This window comes from Pyrococcus kukulkanii (genome assembly GCF_041647995.1).
Lineage (GTDB): Archaea > Methanobacteriota_B > Thermococci > Thermococcales > Thermococcaceae > Pyrococcus.
The window spans coordinates 59,684-76,230 of record NZ_JARRIB010000004.1; the positions used below are offsets into that span (position 1 = coordinate 59,684).

Below are 16,547 nucleotides of genomic sequence, written 5' to 3' on the forward strand. Positions count from 1 at the left end.
TATGATTGAGGATAAGAGGTGGGAGAAGGTTTACTCCTTTGAGGATTCCCCGTTTATTATGGAGATACTGACCCAGCTTAGGGACAAGAACACTGGTAGCATAGCCTTCAGGAAGGGTCTAGTCAAGCTTGGAAGGTACATGGCCTATGAAATTACGAAGACAATGGAAACTGAGACCGTAAAAGTTGAGACCCCTCTGGAGGAGACCGAGGGAATAATAGTCAAGGATAGGAGGAACGTAGTTATAGTTACAGTCCTCAGGGCTGCAATTCCCTTAATGGAAGGGCTAATTAAGGTATTTGAGCACGCAAGGGTTGGAATTGTGTCGGCAGTAAGGGGCAAGGCTCCAAAGTTCGAAATCGAGATGAACTACGTTAAGATACCTCAGATAAAGCCTGAAGATACCGTGATAATAGCAGATCCAATGATAGCGACCGGATCAACACTGACAAGGGTGTTGGAAGAAGTAAAGAAGTACGGCGAGCCAAAGAGGACTGTAATCGTTGGCGTTCTTGCTGCACCTGAGGGGATTACAAAGATAAAGAGCAAGTTCCCAGACGTTGAGATATTCGTGGCGAAGATAGATAGAGAGTTAGACGACAAAGGCTACATCCTTCCTGGCCTTGGAGATGCAGGTGACAGGGCATTCGGTGAGCCTCTAAAGCTAACTACCCTTCCCCAGGTTCACTATATCGAGTGACCTCAACCCATGTTGAATGAAAGGCTGAGCCCTTCCCGTACTTTTCTACCTTTTTATCAGTTGTTAGGAAGTTGACGTTCCATCCAAGTATTGAAGGCCAAAAGGCTTTGTATAGTAGAACTACTCCCTGGGGAACGTCCTCCGTGAGCTTTACCGTTGTTACTATCTCTCCTAGCTCATTGAAGACCCTAACTTTATCTCCATCTTTAATTCCCCTCTTCTTGGCATCTTTAGGGTTCATGTAGAGGCTTGGATCTATCATTCCGTGGGTGTTGTGGTATTGGCTAGTTATCGTCATCCTGTAGGTTGGGCTTAACAGCCTTAGCGGATAATTCCCCGAATACCTCTCGTACTTGGGCAACGGACTTAACCCCCTTCTAACGGCCCTTTGAGAGTAGAATTCTATCTTTCCGCTTGGTGTGTTCCACTTTCTGGGCTTTTCAGGAATTTTAACGAATCCCTTCTTTTTTAGTTCTTCCCAACTGATTCCATTGTCCGCGAGAACTCTCTTTATCACGGCTTCATCACTCTCATAGAGATACCTGTTCTTTATGCCTAGTGCCTTAGCTATTAATCTAGTTACTTCGCTGTTGCTCTTTCCTGGGCCCTTTGTGACCGGCTCGTTCAGTAGAACGTACCTGTGATAGTAGGAGTCCACTATATCAAGTCTCTCAAAGAAAGTGTTGGCTGGTAAAACTACGTCCGAGTACAGGGCTGTATCAGTTAAGAATACATCGTGGGTAACTATGAATACATCACTTTTCTTGATCGCCCTTCTTAGCCTATTCTGGTTTGGATAGCTCGCTAAGGGGTTTGAGTTGTAGATATAGAGGAACTTAACCTCGCCATCTTCGATAGCCTCAGCTAGCTCCATCTGAGGAATTAGATTTTCAGGCTTAGTTCTCAGGAATTTCGCTTGGGCGTAGCTCTTGTCTATGGTTTTCATGTCATAGATAAATCCAAACTTATGGCCAACTAAAGCTGGAAGGATTGCAATTGCCCTCACTGCTTCTCCCCCAGCTAATGAGCGCTGGAGGCCGTAGCCTATATGAATTACCCCTTTCTTCTCAGCGAATTCCCTCGCAAACTCTTCAATTCTCTCAACGCTAAGCCCGGTTTCCTGGGCCACGTAATCCAATGATAACGTTTTTACATAATTCTTGAATTCTTTAAATCCATAGACGTTGTCCTTAATGAACTCCTTATCGTACAATCTATCCTCGATGATCACCTTAGCCACGCCAAGGGTAAAAAGAACATCTGTATCGGGCCTTATCTGGAAGAACTTATCACTTTTCTTGGCCGTTTCCGTTCTTATGACATCAACCGTCCAGATCTCAAGTCCATACTTTTTCACAAGCATGAAGCCGTGCAGGTTAGTCCAGAAAGCGTTAATTCCCCAGTAGACTATTAGCCTACTTTTCTTTAGCTTTTCTGGATCCATTCCTACAGCCGTTCCATAAACATCCTTTAGGGCCTCCTGCCCAGCCCTATCGCAGATTGCCCCATCTATTGTGGATGCATTTAGGTAGTGAAAGAGCCTCATGGGGAAGTAATAACTCACGACTCCTCTATCTCCCGCATATTTGTAAACAAGTACAGAATAACTTCCATACTCCCTTATAGTCTCATTGATATTCTCTGCAATGAGATTTAGTGCCTCCTTCCAGCTTGCCTCTCTAAACTCTCCACTACCCTTCTTTCCTTCGAGGATTAATGGTTTCCTTAGCCTCTCCTTTGAGTGGAACCACTTGGGCAGTAATGCCCCCTTTGGGCAGAGAAATCCTCGCGTTATTGGATGTTCCGGATTTCCCCTAACCGTGAGTCTGCCGTTCTTAAAGTCTGATATTATCGAGCATGTATCGTAGCAGTCCCTCATGCAAGCTGAAAACAACTTCAATCCCTCTCGAGCTTATACCTAACTACGTACCTTCCTTCTTCGAAGTCTTCCTCGCTCTCAATTATTTCAACTGGCTTAATTTTTAATCCGAAATCAATAGCCTCCCAGGCTATGTCATCAAAGTAATCATACAATCCGCAGGTTTTGCAAAATGTTCCCCTAAACTCTATTATGACTTCGTCCTCTTTAGCTTCGAGTATTCTAGCTTGAGCCTCGCTTCCATGCCACTTATTGAATTCCCTAATTACATAATCAAGTTTTTCCATAATTAGTCACCTCCGATGTAGTCCAAGGTTTCATCAATGAAGTCCTCGAATGCCTCCTCACTTACTTCCTCTAGCTTAAAAGTGAATTCCCTTCCAAGGTACCATCTAACTGCAACTTTCCCCTTATTGGTTTCAGCTATCACAAGTCCAAAGGGCATGTCTCCCGCCCAGTGATGCCTGTAAAAGGTGCCCTCGTAACTTCCTCTCTCAACTTCTTCAGCACGAACTTCAGGGCTTCCTCGGGTCCACCATCTATTTTCGAGAATCCTATAGTTGGCATTCCATTCACCTTTGGTTTGAATTTCTAATCATATTGATTTATTATTCAAATGTTTAAATGCCTTTCGAAGGTTCTCTATGGAATATTCCTCGCCCGTTAAACTATCGATTATTGAACCTCCCGTTATCCAAAAGACCTTATAGGCCTTCTCCCACCTTACCACCTCAACCCTGGGATACCACCAGGAAACTACCCTTGAGTTTCCCCATGTTATCGCGCTTTCAATGGCCTTTTGTTTGGCCTCTTCGAAGTCAACTAGGTACTCCATAACGGTGTTCTCTGGAACCTCCCATTCCTCGATCTCGATGAATGAATTTCCCCTTTCAGCCCCGAATCTGTAAGCGTCGATATATGCGAAATAATCAAAGATTTTGTCCTTCATTCCTAGACGTTTGTAAAATAAACGTAGGTGGAATATCCAGTATGGGTAAAGTATGAACTTACATTCACTTTTTGGTTTGAATATTGGCCTCATAATCTTTACATTTTTCAAATTTTTCACCCCCAATATTTACAACTATATTCATGTATATTAATGTTCACTTAACTTTTATAAGGTTGTATTTCCCTTAATTAATTTTGTAAACCTAATGGGGGTGTTCGCATGGGTCTCAGTGGTGCGGCCTGGGCTACCCTCTTAATTCCAACGATTTTGGCGTTTGTTGTGATGCTGCTGTATGGATTCTGGGACAGAATTACTGGAAAGGAGTACTATGTGGATGAAGAGATTCTCGCGTACGATGAAGAACTCCTTAGGGAGGGAGGCAAATGAACTTTGGCGTGCTCTTTGGGTTCTTGGTATATTTAGGTATACTAGCATATATAGGATGGTGGGCCAATAGATATACAAAGACTGAGGATCAGTACTTCGTTGGTGGGAGGAAAGTTCATGTTCTCGCGGCAACTTTGTCGGATAAGGCAAGTGATTTTTCAGGCTGGCTAATGCTTGGTTATCCTGGGAGCGCATTTAAAGCAGGACTTGGTGCTTTCTGGGCCGCAATAGGCTGTCTCTACGGAACCTTAGCGGATTATCTGCTAATAGGTCCGAGGCTAAGGATCTATGCGGGAAAGTTCAGGGCAATAACTCTGCCCGACTACTTGGAGGCAAGGCTAAAGGACAACACGAAACTGATAAGAATCCTAAGTGCAGCCATAATCCTCGTCTTCATGACAGCCTACGTTGCCGCCCAGTTTACCGCGGGAGGAAAGACCTTTGCAGAGGGCTTTGGAGTAAGCGTTACAACTGGCATACTAATTACGGTGGTAATTCTGACAGCTTATGTGATTACTGGAGGTTTCTTTGCAGTAGTTTGGACCGATGTAGTTCAGGCAATGTTCATGTTGATGACGCTGATAATAGTTCCAATCTTAGCGTTAGTTGAGGTTGGTGGCCTTGATTCTGCAACTGCTGCAATAGCCTCAGTTGATCCGGCAAAACTCCATCCATTCGGTGGTAAAACAGGTTTTGCAGCCCTGATATTTGCAATAGGTTATGCCTCGTGGATAGTTGGTTACCTCGGACAGCCCCATATAGTCACAAGGTACATGAGCGTTGAGGATCCCAGGAAGCTTAGGAGGCCCGGAATATTCATCAGCGGTATCTGGACCACAATAGTTCTTTGGGGTGCTTTCTTCGCTGGCTTCCTGGGGTATGCAATGGTCGTTAAGGGCCTTATCAAAGTCGATGATCCCGAAAAGATAGTTCCAGCTTTGGCAGTTCACTTCCTACCGAGTTGGCTTGCCGGTTTCGTTATCGCGGGAATAATATCCGCGGTAATGAGTACAGCTGATTCTCAGTTATTAGTTGCATCATCTGCAATAGCGAGGGATATCTATCACAAGGTTCTTGGTCAGGAACTTGGTAAGAAGCAAATGGTGAACATTTCAAGGGTAGTTGTAAGCATTGTTGCATTAATAGCCTTAATATTTGCCATAAAGGGCCCAGGAGTGATTTATCAAATGGTGGCAACGGCCTGGGGAGGACTTGCCGTAGGTTTTGGCCCAATACTGACCCTTAGCCTATGGTGGAAGAGGGTAACGAAGGAGGCAGGGATAGTTGGCATGGCCTATGGTTTGGTCAGCGAAGTTCTCTTGGAGGCAAAGATCTATGGTTGGGCCTTCAATCCAAACGCTCCAGGATTCTTTGGAACCCTTGGCAGGATATTTGATGGCGTTCCAGTTTTCTTCATAAACTTCTTCGTTACCCTCTTCATCATAATAATAGTCAGCCTCCTCACGAAGCCTCCCGAAGATGTAGTCAAGTTGCATGAGCAACTCTTCACCAAGGTTCCAATTGAGAGGACGGAAAAGAGGGCTATTGCAAGGACAATGAGCCAGGCAGAAAACGTGTTCGCCTTTGCAACTTCTTCTGGTCTTCTCTGATTTCACTTTTTGTTTCAAACATTTTTTTGTTAACCTAATGTTTTATAAGTATGGTTTCCTATTTTACAAGTGTAAACTATTTTAGAGGTGATAGCGTTGAGGCCACTAGACCTCACAAAGAAGAATGGGAAAAAGATCAGGGTTTTCTTTGAAGGAAGAGAACTCGAGGCCTACGAAGGTGAGAAACTCACGATTTCTCTACTCGCTAATGGGGTTTACTGGTTGACAACTAGCAGTGAAGGGAGAAAAAGGGGAGCATTTACATTTGGTCCCGTTCCCATGGTGGTGAATGGTGTAAAGAACGTTGACGCCAGGAAAACAAAGGTTCAAGATGGTATGAAAGTTGAGAGGCAGGTTTATGGAGAGTTTCAAGAGGAACCAGTTGGAGACTACTCTGGGAGCGTTAAGGAGGTTGTTGTGGATGTTGCAGTCATCGGAGGGGGGCCTGCAGGTCTGGGTGCAGCTCTTGAGCTCCAAGACAATTTGACCGTGGCCTTAATTGAGGAAAAGGGATGGCTTGGTGGAGATTTATGGATAAGGAGTGTTGAAGTTGAGGACTTTGGAAATCCCAAGAGGGCCGTAGAGGATTTAAAGGAGGAGTTAAACGAAAACGTGAGGGTGTTTCTTGGTAGTTCCGCCCTTGGTGTCTTCGAGAAAGGTGAGTACTTCTTAGTCCCTGTTGCTAAGGACAATGAATTAGTCGAGATCTTGGCTAAGAGAGTAGTTCTCGCAACGGGAGCCGTTGAGAGCATAATGCTCTTCGAAAACAATGACATGCCCGGAGTCTTTAGGAGGGACTTTGCTTTAGAGGCAATGAACGTTTGGGAAGTTGCCCCAGGATGGAACGTAGCAGTAACTGGAAGCAAAGCAGAGGAGGTCATTGAAGAGCTTGAAAGGTGGGGAATCGACTACGTTCACATTCCAAACGTCAAGAGGGTGGAGGGAGAGGAGAAAGTTGAGAAAGTTATAGATATGAATGGCAACGAATACAAAGTTGATGCTTTAGTGTTCGCCGATGGAAGGAGGCCAGACATAAATCCAATAACTCAAGCTGGGGGTAGGCTCTTCTTCAGAAGAGGGTACTTTAGGCCACTAATAGATCAGCAGCACAGGATAAGGCAGGGAATATATGTTGCTGGGAGCGCTGTGTCGATTAAGCCTCATTACGCCAACTACATAGAAGGCAGATTAGTGGGGGCCTACATCTTGAGGGAATTTGGATTTGAGAGTGAGCCCTGTGTTTACGAGGAAAAGCTTAATGAGTACGAGCCGGAAGCACTTCAAGTTCCAAAAATACCCTTCGACAAGTTCAACCTCGAAGACGTTCAGATATGCGGTTGTGATGTTTCTCTAAAGAAGGTTGATGATGTTGTCAGGAGGGGAATAACCGATCTCCAGATAATAAAGAGGCTCACTCATCTAGCGATGGGCTTCTGCCAGGGCAGGTATTGCCTCTTTAATGGAGCTGTCGTTGTCGCTCAAAGAACTGGAAAGAAGTTGAGTGAGATAGACTTGCCGGTGGCCAGATCACCCATAAAAAATGTTAGAATGGGTGTTCTCGCTAGGAGGTGATTCTATGCTACCCGAAAGAGCTGAGATCGTTGTTATCGGTGGGGGAATAGTTGGAGTTACCATAGCCCATGAGCTCGCGAGGAGGGGAGAGGACGTTGTGGTTCTGGAGAAGAGGTTTATTGGATCCGGATCAACATTCCGTTGTGGAACTGGAATAAGACAACAGTTTAATGATGAGGCAAATGTAAGAGTAATGAAAAGATCCGTGGAACTGTGGAAAAAGTACAGTGAGGAGTACAACTTCTCATTTGAGCAGACAGGCTATCTCTTCCTTCTGTACGATGAAAAGGAAGTTGAGGAGTTTAAGAGGAACGTAAAAATCCAAAACAAGTTTGGCGTGCCAACGAGGCTTATAACACCTGAGGAAGCCAAAGAGATTGTGCCTCTGCTAGACACGAGTGAAGTGATCGCCGCTTCATGGAATCCCACCGATGGAAAGGCTGATCCCTTTGCCTCAACAACAGCCTTTGCCCTAAAGGCAAAAGAGTATGGAGCCAAGTTGCTGGAGTATACTGAGGTAAAGGGTTTCATAATCGAGGATGGTGAAATAAGGGGAGTTAAGACCAACAGGGGTGTAATTAAGACGGGAATTGTTGTTAATGCAACAAATGCGTGGGCCAAGCTAATCAATGCAATGGTCGGGATTAACGTTAAAATTCCAATTGAGCCGTACAAGCATCAAGCGGTAATTACGCAGCCAATAAAGAGGGGCACTATAAGGCCGATGGTAATCTCCTTCAAGTACGGCCATGCTTATCTAACCCAAACCTCCCATGGCGGGATTATTGGAGGTGTGGGATACGAGATGGGGCCAACGTATGATCTAACGCCAACCTATGAATTCCTCAGGGAGGTAAGTTATTACTTCACGAAGATAATCCCCGCCTTGAAAGACCTTTTGATCTTGAGAACGTGGGCCGGTTATTACGCGAAGACACCAGACAGCAATCCGGCAATAGGAAAGATCAATGAGCTTAGTGATTACTACATAGCGGCGGGCTTCAGTGGGCATGGCTTCATGATGGCTCCCGCAGTTGCCGAGATGCTTGCTGACTTGATAACTAAAGGTAAATCAAGCCTGCCTGTTGAGTGGTACGATCCCTACAGATTTGAGAGGGGAGAACTGAGGAGCACGGCCCTCCAGATGGGCTGATCATTCTTTATTTTTTAATTTATCTCGATGTAAAGTATCCTTAACATTTAGTTTAATAATGATGTGTATAGGAAAACTTTTAACCTAATAATAACACTTCCAAGATAGGGTGGTAAAATGGGAGTACTAAACATCGCAATAAAAGAGTTTGAGGTAGGAATTAGAACGAAAAGGTTTTATGCGACAATCTTTATGTTCTTCATCCTTGCACTAGTATCCATAAAAACAACAAATATGTTCCGAGGGGACTCTCCCATCACTTTGAATATAGAGCAATTGTACAATACCCCTTTTCAGGCACTTTTTCTGTCATCTTTTGCCTCTGCCTTCAATTATGCTATTGCCCTACTAGGTATCCTCTTGGGAGCAACTTCAATAAACCAGGAGATAAGAGACGGAACAATCAAATTATTGTACTCGAAGCCGATATATAGGGACACAATTATTTGGGGAAAATTATTGGGTAGTATTTTGACAATAGCAGTAACAGTTGGGTTGTTCTATGTCTTTATGGTAGGTATTGCTTTAATCTTTGGAAAGCCAGTAACGGGATATGATATTTCAAGGCTTCTGGCATTGTATCCCTTTACCGTTCTTTACGGCTTGGCTTTTTATTCCCTGGGGTTGTTGCTTTCAGTTTTGATTAAAACTCCAATTAATAGTCTTGTAGCTGGGGTACTAGCTTTCATTTTCATAGCCATAATAATCCCAGTTATCGTTGCTCCCCTTGCAGCTTTTGTAATTGCTGGCTCTCCTCAAATTTCATATTCCCCAGCAGAGTTCCAAATGTCAAATATATCAAATGGTTCGACGGTGGCCTATGAGGTTGCATACAATCCATTTGAGGATAAAGAGTTCATGGAGTGGATGGATAAATATATGAATGTGTATAGGAAAATCACCTACATTTCCTTAACCCAGGACTTTGGAGAGATTACCGGAATAATGTTTGGCAGGAAAACTACTGAGGATATACTAAGTGCCATGGGTCAACTATTTAGCATAGAAGAGGAAGGAAATTATAAACTTGTGGAGGAGAGGTCAATAGGAGAAGCGATAAGTTTAGTTATGGGGAATATAGCAGCCCTATTTATTTCAATTTTCATTTTCCTTATACCCGCATATTTGAAATTCGCCAAGATTGATCTGAGGTGATGTATCATGAATGTTATTGAGATTAAGAACCTAACAAAAAGCTATGGGAAGTTTAAAGCCGTTGATAACCTAAGCATAACGGTTGAAAGGGGTATAGTTTTTGGATTTTTAGGGCCGAATGGTGCTGGAAAAACTACGACTATCCTTAGCATGCTTGGCTTGATAATCCCTGACAGTGGGGAGGTGAGGATCCTTGGATATGACATATTTAAGGAGCCAATAAAAGCCAAGGAAAGGCTTGGATTTCTACCTGAGAATGCCACAATATACGAAGAGCTAACGGCGTGGAGAAACCTTGACTTCTTTGCAAGCTTCTACAATATGTCGAAGGCAGAAAAAGAGAAGAGAATCGAAGAGTTGCTGAAGCTCGTTGGCCTTTGGGATGTAAGGTACAGGAAGGTAAAAACATTTTCTAAAGGAATGAAACAGAGACTTCTGTTGGCTCAGGCATTGATAAACGATCCCGAGCTCCTAATACTTGATGAACCAACGAGCGGACTTGACCCAGAGGGTGCCCATCTTGTTAAAAGCATAATTAGGGAGCAGAGAAAGGCCGGCAAGACGATATTCTTCTCTTCCCACATACTTAGCGAAGTCGAAGAGTTAGCAGACAAAGTGGGCATTATAGTAAAAGGAAAACTGAGAACCGTTGGAACACTTGATGAGATAAAGAAGCAGTTCATGGAACTTGAGGGTTACGAAATAAAGATAGAAACTAAACAAGCCCTCCCCGAAATTGAACATCCTGAAATAATAAGAATCGAGAAACTTGCCGACAATAGGGCGATAATATTTGCAAAGAGCGATATAAGGGAGGAGATAAGTGAAATGCTGTCCGCCAAGGGAATTACGATACTTAGCTTAGAAATTGAAGAGCCCAGCTTGGAGGATGTGTTTCTCAGGACAATTTATAGGAGGGAGTGATTATGAAAAAAATCTTCCTGTCTGTTGTTCTTGTGTCCCTTTTGCTAATGAACTTCCCGGTCTTATCAAGCTCCGACAAGTGGGTCGTTGTTTATACGGGCTATTTAAAGCCGGGAGATATCCTAAGCGTTGGAGATTACACAATTACGGTGAGGCAGAGTATCTACGGCTCTCCTTATATCTTCATTAAGAAGGGTAGCGAATGGGGAACCTTCTTTAAAGCTGATTTTGGTGCAAGTCTGGAATATGAAAACATAAGGGTTACTCCAGGTAGCTATGATAGCGAAAAAGGCTTATTCGTTGTAGTTAACTATAAAGTCACCAGTGAGGAGCACAAAGCAAAGCCTGGGTTATATTTTAAGGATTTTGAAATACTGAACGTGACGAATAACACAGTCAAGATAAAGTACAGTGGGAAGATCCTAACTTTGTTGGCGAACTCTTCAGCTAGAATCGGTTCGTACCTTTTAGAGTTTACTGGGAGCACGGTAGTTCTATACGAGTTGCCTAAAGTAGTAGTAAGTAGGAGTGGGGCCGAGCTAGTAGTCTCATTTCCCTATAAAGAAATCACGGTTTCTCCTGAGGAGACGGTTCAGTTGCCTGTCCTCGTGACTAACAATAGATCCGAGAAAGCCACGGTAAAAGCGGATATCTTAAGCGCCCCCACTGACTGGGACGTTGGTCTCTACTATCAGGGAGTTGAAATAGGCTCAATGGACCTTGAGGGCAAATCAACTCTTTCTTTAGAATTGCGGATCTCGATACCGCAGAACGCTTCAGGAGTGCACTACATCAAGTTTTCAATAAATGACGAGATATTTACACTTAAAGTTAGGGTAAAGGGACCGAAGGGGGTAGAAGAAGGGATAAAGGTGTACACTCCAATACTCGTCCAAGAAGTTGAGGCTGGAGAATCTGCGAGGTTCCCTCTGGTTATATCGACACCCTACGATGCCAATATTTCCATATCCCTTCACGCTCCAACTAACTGGAAGGCTTACTCAACTTACCAGAATATGAGGGTGTCGGAGGTTTCCCTCAGAAAGGGGGAGAGTGCTACCTTTGACGTAGTCGTGGAAGTCCCAAGAAACGCGGATCTTGGAGCCCATGAGATAAAAGTGGGAATAGCAGTTGAGGGGTCTCAAGGGGGCATTACGAAGGACATAACGTTTGTCATTAATGTGTACAAGACTTACAAGGGTCAAAAAGCAACTCTCAAATTGGCAGTGGTTGACGATAGCGGAATGCCCGTTCCAAAGGCCACCGTTAAGATAGGAAATGAGACGTATGGGACGGACATTAACGGACTCTTAGAAGTTGAGTTGAATCCTGGGGAGTATAAGGTGGTAGTCACCAAGGATGGCTTTGAAAAGGCTGAAGAGGATGTCAAGCTGGAAGACGGTGAGGTTAAGGAATTAAAGATAATGATAAGAAAGGAGGCCTATTACTTTGTCGTTGACACGGAGTCGGATGTGTATCCAATAACACTTGGAAGTGTCTCGTCCCCCTTCGCAATTACGATAGAGAATTTGGGTAGGAACGATGACGAGTATAAGCTAGGCATATCAGGCCTTCCGAGCAATTGGAACGCAATGTTTACACAGTCACCTGAAAGTACACTTCAACTAACTAAAATAAAAGTTGAGGCTGGAAAATCAGAAACCATTTACCTTAAAGTGTACCCCTCCCTAAACGCTAAGCCTGGGAAGTACAACATCACGCTAATAGTTCGGAGTTCTAGCGGTCTAGTCAAAGAGGTGCCAATAAAAATAGATCTAACGGGAATTTATCAGATGGATGTTAACCTAATGAACTACAGGCTAACTATAACTGCAGGCGAAGAAAGGGAGACTACCATAAATATATACAACTTTGGAACGGCGCCGATAACCAACATTAGGATATCTGCTTCTGCACCAAAGGGTTGGGAAGTTTACGTTGAGCCTCAATCAATCCCGATACTAGATCCCAAGAAGCCTACGAGTGCCATGATAAGAATAAAGGTGCCGAAAGGGACTCCCGCTGGGGACTACAGAGTAAGGATAACGGTTAAGTCTGACCAGCAGGAGTGGAACGACTCAATTAGAGTTGTCGTCAGACAAAGGTCTACCTCGGCCTATATAGGTATCTTTCTCTTGATATTGGCGTTTGTGGGAGTAATATTAATGATAAGGAGGGTTGGAAGGAGATGAGTGCCATTCAGAACATAGCAAGTAAGGAGCTTTACTTGGCAGTAAAGACCAAGAGGTTTATAATCTTACTTTCCGTCTATTTAATCTTTTTAGCCCTCTCCGTATATTTCACAAGGTTTGATGTTACCGCAGAAGGCAGCTATGGCTATACCGTTCACAGGACTATAATGGGAGCTAGTGGTGTTATATATGAAACTCCAATCTCATCAATTTTCATTAACAACTCAATGTTGTGGATGTTCTTCGGAGCTCTTCTTGGCATTTTATTGGGCGCAGATTCGATAAATAGAGAGCTCCAAGAAGGGACGGTAAAAGTTCTACTTGGTCATCCAGTTTATAGAGATGAAGTAATAAATGGCAAGTTCTTGGGGAATGCACTAGCCCTCCTACTCGTGATCTTGGTAGGGTTCATCTTTACCATAGCAACAGCCCTAATATTCGGAATCCCAATGGAGGGGCTCTCTTTAGTTAGGCTCTTCATATTGTCAATTTTCATATTCCTGTACACCCTTGTATTCTTAAGCTTAGGAACTATGATATCAACGCTTATCAGGAGTCCCGAAACTTCAATATTAGTTAGCATAGGTTTGGTCATCTTCTTTGTCATAGTTTATCCGATACTTGCAGGTTCGTTGGCTAACTCGATAGTAGGCGAGCCTCCCGAGTGCCATGCCGTAACGGTAGTCAGACAGGTTGAGGCAAATGGTCAAGTAATAGAGTCCATTGGGCCTTCAAATGATAACTGTGCAGAGATATATGAGGAGTGGAGGGAAAAAGTGACGGTATGGGAGAGGAGGATAAATATCCTGAATCCAGCAATGCACTTTGCTCAGCTGATGATCTACACCTTCGCGGGAGAGGAAGGTTACGATGATTATCTGCCCCTTTCAGATAGCCTTGGTTACGCGATTAACAACTTGGCTATTCTTATAATAGAGCTACTGTTCCCGTTCTCAATAGCGTACGTCAGATTTCTCACTAGGGATTTACGTTAGCTTCTTCTCTTTTAGGACTTTTTCCATTCTGTCCATTGCCTCTTCCAGCTTTTCATAAGCGGTTGCGTAGCTTATTCTTACGTAACCTTCTCCTGCTTTTCCAAATGCGCTCCCAGGAACTACAGCAACCCTAGCCTCCTTGAGCATTAGTTCGCTGAACTCCTTGCTCGTGAGGCCCGTATCTTTAATCCTTGGGAATATGTAGAATGCTCCCTTGGGCTTCACGGTTGGCAAGCCCATCTCGTTGAGCCTCTTCCAAACTAGCTTCCTTCTCCTATCATATTCCTTCCTCATTTCTTCAACGGCCTTCCAGCTCCTTTCATCTCTCAGTGCTTTTGCCGCCGCATATTGGACAAATGTTACTGGGCATGTAGCATTGTACATCTGGAACCTGACCATCTTTTCAATAACCCATGAAGGTGCTGCAACAAAGCCTAATCTCCATCCGGTCATTGCAAATGTCTTTGAGAAGCCGTTAACTGTTATTGTCCTCTCAAACATTCCGTCAAGGGCTGCCATGCTGTAATGCTTTGCATCATCATATATGAAGTGTTCATAAACTTCGTCACTTATAACCATCAAGTCATGTTCTACTGCAAAATCCGCTATCTCTTCTAGATCTTTTTTAGTTAGCACTGCACCTGTCGGGTTGTTTGGGGAGTTTATAATTAGAGCCCTAGTCTTCTCAGTAACGTACTTCTCCAGATCGTCAACCGTTAATCTGAATTCGTTCTCCTCGTACGTCGGCACTTCGACGGGCTTTCCTCCGGCAAGGATCACGGCTGGGGCATAGCTGACGAACATTGGAGTTGGTATCAAAACTTCTTCACCTTCTCCAAGGAACGTCGCGAGGCTCATGAGGAAGGCCTGATTTGCCCCAACTAGAACCATTATTTCGGTCTTTGGGTCTGCTTCAATTCCATTCTGCTTCTTTAGCTTTTCTGCTATTGCCTCCCTAAGTTCAAGTAATCCTATGTTTGGACCATAGTGTGTTAATCCCTTGTCTAGGGCCTCCTTCGCATATTCTTTTATGTGTTGTGGAGTATCGAAATCTGGTTCTCCAATTCCCAGGGATATTACATCTTTCATTCCAGCAGCAATGTCAAAAAGCCTCCTAATCTCGGAAGGATTAACAAGCTCAAGCCTATCCCTCAGGGCCACTCTCGTCACCTCCAATCAAAATAACGGCGAAGCGTTTAATAATTTATATTCAACCAAGTTATTTATGTTTTACAAGTAAGTAAATGTTTTAATTTGTCAAATGTTTACATCAGAGTTCGGCAATCTTTATAAACTTCATGCGCTGTAGTATATCCGTAAATCTTTTGGTTTGTTTTTAGGTTTAGTATTATTGAGGGAGGTGGCATCGATATGGAACAAAGAGAAAAATGGGCGACAAAAATTGGACTGATTTTAGCGATGGCAGGAAATGCCATTGGTCTCGGTAACTTCGTCAGATTTCCAACGCAGGTCGCAGGGAATGGTGGAGGAGCCTTCATGGTTCCATACTTCCTTGCACTGTTCCTCCTTGGAATCCCCGTGATGTGGGTAGAGTGGGTCCAGGGAAGGTACGGAGGTAAGTACGGCCACGGAACCTTGGGTCCAACGTTTTACCTTATGGCAAGGGAAAGCGTAAAGCCAAGAACAGCGTTAATCTTTGGATTAATAGGTGGTGCATTAGCTTTTGCGACCACAACATTGCTTAACAGCTATTATCTTCACTTGATTGGATGGTCTGCAGCCTATTCATGGTTCAGCATTACCGGAGCCTACTTCGGTAAAAACACTGCAGAGTTCTTTAGCCAATATTTAAGCAATCACGGCCAAGTATTCCTGTTTTGGGGTATAACAGTAGTTCTTTTGGGCATTGCAGTAGGTCAAGGTGTAAGCAAAGGTATTGAGAGATGGGTCAAGGTAATGATGCCATTGTTATACATCTTTGCAATAATCCTAGTTATTTACGTCTTTGCGTTAGGTTCCCCACTCGGTGATCCTAACTGGTCAACACTCAAGGGATTCGAGTTCATCTGGTCACCAAACTGGACTTATCTCAAAGAGCACTTATGGGGCGTAATGTTGGCAGCTAGTGGTCAGATATTCTTCACGCTGTCATTAGGTATGGGTATCATTCAGAACTACGCTTCATATCTTGGCCCGAAAGATGATGTTGCGCTATCAGGCTTGGCAACGGTATCATTGAACGAGTTTGCAGAGGTAGTTTTGGGTGGTTCAATCGCCGTTCCACTGGCAGTGGCTTACGCTCCAAAGATAGTGCCTGCAGATGTTCTTGCCAAGGGTAGCGATGCCGCGTTACACTGGATTTCAGAAAACTTCGGTCTTGGATTTTCTTACACCAGCCTACCGAACATCTTCGTTCAGATGGGATCAGCTGGGAGATTGTTTGGAGCGCTATGGTTCCTCCTTTTGTGGTTTGCTGGATTTACTTCAGCAATAGCAATGTACAACTATCTAACGGCACTTCTTGAAGAGGATCTAGGAATTCCGAGGAAGACAGGTACCTGGGTTGTCTTCATAATGTACTTCCTCTTGGGAATTCCAGTAGTGTACATAGATGGTTACCTTGACCAAGTTGATGCTTGGATAAGCTTCCAGCTTGCATTACTTGCACTATTCGACATAATAGTCGGTGTGTGGCTGTTCAAGCCCGACAACTTCTGGAAGGAGTTACATGAGGGAGCCCTCATTAATGTGCCGGAGATATACAAGTGGATAACGGTAATTATTGCACCAATATTCATACTCCTGCCCCTTATAGGTACATTCTCAGACTTAGTCAGTAAAACACTCGAGTGGCCTGCAAGGATAGCAATCCTTGCAATGCTGACAATTGGAGCAATAGAAACGTACTATGCAATCAAGAAGAAGTACGGTGAGGAATTGGAGAAGAACGAGGTAATTATAAAGGTCTGAGGTGGCAAAAATGTGGGCAGTGTACATGGCAATAGCCTGGCTTGTGATCTTCATAATGATGGGATGGAGCATTAGTAAGCTGATGAAGGCCCAGCAG

The 16,547-nt window shown here is 43.9% G+C and carries 16 protein-coding genes; 10 read left to right on the forward strand and 6 right to left on the reverse strand.

The genetic code is table 11. The features are described 5' to 3' along the window. Position 1 precedes the first annotated feature (1 nt). Positions 2-700 carry a uracil phosphoribosyltransferase gene (upp, locus tag P8X24_RS08745; RefSeq protein ID WP_372915429.1) on the forward strand — a complete coding sequence of 233 codons (699 nt, stop codon included), beginning with the start codon at positions 2-4 and terminating at the stop codon, positions 698-700. Here the strand turns inward: upp and P8X24_RS08750 are convergent. The 5 genes from P8X24_RS08750 to P8X24_RS08770 are packed head-to-tail and all read right to left on the reverse strand — an operon-like array spanning position 669 to position 3,621. Next, positions 669-2,579, reverse strand: a complete 1,911-nt coding sequence (locus P8X24_RS08750; protein WP_372915431.1) for a molybdopterin-dependent oxidoreductase — start codon at positions 2,577-2,579, stop codon at positions 669-671. The genes upp and P8X24_RS08750 overlap by 32 nt on opposite strands. Before the next feature lie 17 nt (positions 2,580-2,596). Further along, the gene (locus tag P8X24_RS08755; protein ID WP_372915432.1) at positions 2,597-2,866 is read right to left on the reverse strand and encodes a hypothetical protein; all 270 of its coding nucleotides are present in this window, start codon (positions 2,864-2,866) and stop codon (positions 2,597-2,599) included. Between the two features lie 2 nt (positions 2,867-2,868). Next, positions 2,869-3,024, reverse strand: coding sequence for a hypothetical protein (locus P8X24_RS08760; RefSeq protein WP_372915433.1), 156 nt, complete (start codon positions 3,022-3,024; stop codon positions 2,869-2,871). Next, a complete protein-coding gene (locus tag P8X24_RS08765; RefSeq protein ID WP_372915435.1) occupies positions 3,006-3,146 on the reverse strand; it encodes a hypothetical protein in 141 nt (46 codons plus the stop codon). The genes P8X24_RS08760 and P8X24_RS08765 overlap by 19 nt, the downstream gene beginning before the upstream one ends. A gap of 28 nt (positions 3,147-3,174) precedes the next feature. Further along, positions 3,175-3,621: a hypothetical protein gene (locus P8X24_RS08770; RefSeq protein WP_372915783.1), complete on the reverse strand. Its 447-nt coding sequence runs from the start codon at positions 3,619-3,621 to the stop codon at positions 3,175-3,177. 129 nt (positions 3,622-3,750) lie between these two features. Between P8X24_RS08770 and P8X24_RS08775 the strand changes: the two genes are divergently transcribed. From P8X24_RS08775 to P8X24_RS08810, 8 genes are all read left to right on the forward strand, one after another. Beyond that, positions 3,751-3,918, forward strand: a complete 168-nt coding sequence (locus P8X24_RS08775; RefSeq protein ID WP_372915436.1) for a hypothetical protein — start codon at positions 3,751-3,753, stop codon at positions 3,916-3,918. Then, on the forward strand, positions 3,915-5,528 hold the full coding sequence (locus tag P8X24_RS08780; protein ID WP_372915438.1) for a sodium/proline symporter: 1,614 nt from the start codon (positions 3,915-3,917) through the stop codon (positions 5,526-5,528). Before P8X24_RS08775 ends, P8X24_RS08780 begins: the two co-directional genes overlap by 4 nt. Before the next feature lie 96 nt (positions 5,529-5,624). Next, positions 5,625-7,100 (forward strand): FAD-dependent oxidoreductase, encoded by a 1,476-nt coding sequence (locus P8X24_RS08785; protein WP_372915439.1) that lies wholly within the window; start codon positions 5,625-5,627, stop codon positions 7,098-7,100. 4 nt (positions 7,101-7,104) lie between these two features. After that, positions 7,105-8,253 carry an NAD(P)/FAD-dependent oxidoreductase gene (locus P8X24_RS08790; RefSeq protein ID WP_372915440.1) on the forward strand — a complete coding sequence of 383 codons (1,149 nt, stop codon included), beginning with the start codon at positions 7,105-7,107 and terminating at the stop codon, positions 8,251-8,253. Between the two features lie 117 nt (positions 8,254-8,370). Then, the gene (locus P8X24_RS08795) at positions 8,371-9,408 is read left to right on the forward strand and encodes an ABC transporter permease (protein ID WP_372915441.1); all 1,038 of its coding nucleotides are present in this window, start codon (positions 8,371-8,373) and stop codon (positions 9,406-9,408) included. 6 nt (positions 9,409-9,414) lie between these two features. Continuing rightward, on the forward strand, positions 9,415-10,332 hold the full coding sequence (locus tag P8X24_RS08800; RefSeq protein WP_372915443.1) for an ABC transporter ATP-binding protein: 918 nt from the start codon (positions 9,415-9,417) through the stop codon (positions 10,330-10,332). A gap of 2 nt (positions 10,333-10,334) precedes the next feature. Then, a complete protein-coding gene (locus P8X24_RS08805) occupies positions 10,335-12,524 on the forward strand; it encodes a COG1470 family protein (protein WP_372915444.1) in 2,190 nt (729 codons plus the stop codon). Continuing rightward, entirely contained in the window at positions 12,521-13,519 is a 999-nt protein-coding gene (locus tag P8X24_RS08810) for an ABC transporter permease (RefSeq protein ID WP_372915445.1), read from the forward strand. Before P8X24_RS08805 ends, P8X24_RS08810 begins: the two co-directional genes overlap by 4 nt. Here the strand turns inward: P8X24_RS08810 and P8X24_RS08815 are convergent. Beyond that, the gene (locus P8X24_RS08815; RefSeq protein ID WP_372915447.1) at positions 13,511-14,680 is read right to left on the reverse strand and encodes a pyridoxal phosphate-dependent aminotransferase; all 1,170 of its coding nucleotides are present in this window, start codon (positions 14,678-14,680) and stop codon (positions 13,511-13,513) included. The two genes, P8X24_RS08810 and P8X24_RS08815, sit on opposite strands and share 9 nt — an antisense overlap. A gap of 210 nt (positions 14,681-14,890) precedes the next feature. Between P8X24_RS08815 and P8X24_RS08820 the strand changes: the two genes are divergently transcribed. Then, on the forward strand, positions 14,891-16,450 hold the full coding sequence (locus P8X24_RS08820; RefSeq protein WP_372915448.1) for a sodium-dependent transporter: 1,560 nt from the start codon (positions 14,891-14,893) through the stop codon (positions 16,448-16,450). Positions 16,451-16,547 lie beyond the last annotated feature (97 nt).

Bases quoted from the DNA above. Each gene is read 5' to 3' on its own strand.
- upp (WP_372915429.1), top strand. From the start codon at position 2: ATGATTGAGGATAAGAGGTGGGAGAAGGTTTACTCCTTTGAGGATTCC.
- P8X24_RS08750 (WP_372915431.1), bottom strand. From the start codon at position 2,579: ATGAGGGACTGCTACGATACATGCTCGATAATATCAGACTTTAAGAAC.
- P8X24_RS08755 (WP_372915432.1), bottom strand. From the start codon at position 2,866: ATGGAAAAACTTGATTATGTAATTAGGGAATTCAATAAGTGGCATGGA.
- P8X24_RS08760 (WP_372915433.1), bottom strand. From the start codon at position 3,024: ATGCCCTTTGGACTTGTGATAGCTGAAACCAATAAGGGGAAAGTTGCA.
- P8X24_RS08765 (WP_372915435.1), bottom strand. From the start codon at position 3,146: ATGCCAACTATAGGATTCTCGAAAATAGATGGTGGACCCGAGGAAGCC.
- P8X24_RS08770 (WP_372915783.1), bottom strand. From the start codon at position 3,621: ATGAGGCCAATATTCAAACCAAAAAGTGAATGTAAGTTCATACTTTAC.
- P8X24_RS08775 (WP_372915436.1), top strand. From the start codon at position 3,751: ATGGGTCTCAGTGGTGCGGCCTGGGCTACCCTCTTAATTCCAACGATT.
- P8X24_RS08780 (WP_372915438.1), top strand. From the start codon at position 3,915: ATGAACTTTGGCGTGCTCTTTGGGTTCTTGGTATATTTAGGTATACTA.
- P8X24_RS08790 (WP_372915440.1), top strand. From the start codon at position 7,105: ATGCTACCCGAAAGAGCTGAGATCGTTGTTATCGGTGGGGGAATAGTT.
- P8X24_RS08795 (WP_372915441.1), top strand. From the start codon at position 8,371: ATGGGAGTACTAAACATCGCAATAAAAGAGTTTGAGGTAGGAATTAGA.
- P8X24_RS08800 (WP_372915443.1), top strand. From the start codon at position 9,415: ATGAATGTTATTGAGATTAAGAACCTAACAAAAAGCTATGGGAAGTTT.
- P8X24_RS08805 (WP_372915444.1), top strand. From the start codon at position 10,335: ATGAAAAAAATCTTCCTGTCTGTTGTTCTTGTGTCCCTTTTGCTAATG.
- P8X24_RS08810 (WP_372915445.1), top strand. From the start codon at position 12,521: ATGAGTGCCATTCAGAACATAGCAAGTAAGGAGCTTTACTTGGCAGTA.
- P8X24_RS08820 (WP_372915448.1), top strand. From the start codon at position 14,891: ATGGAACAAAGAGAAAAATGGGCGACAAAAATTGGACTGATTTTAGCG.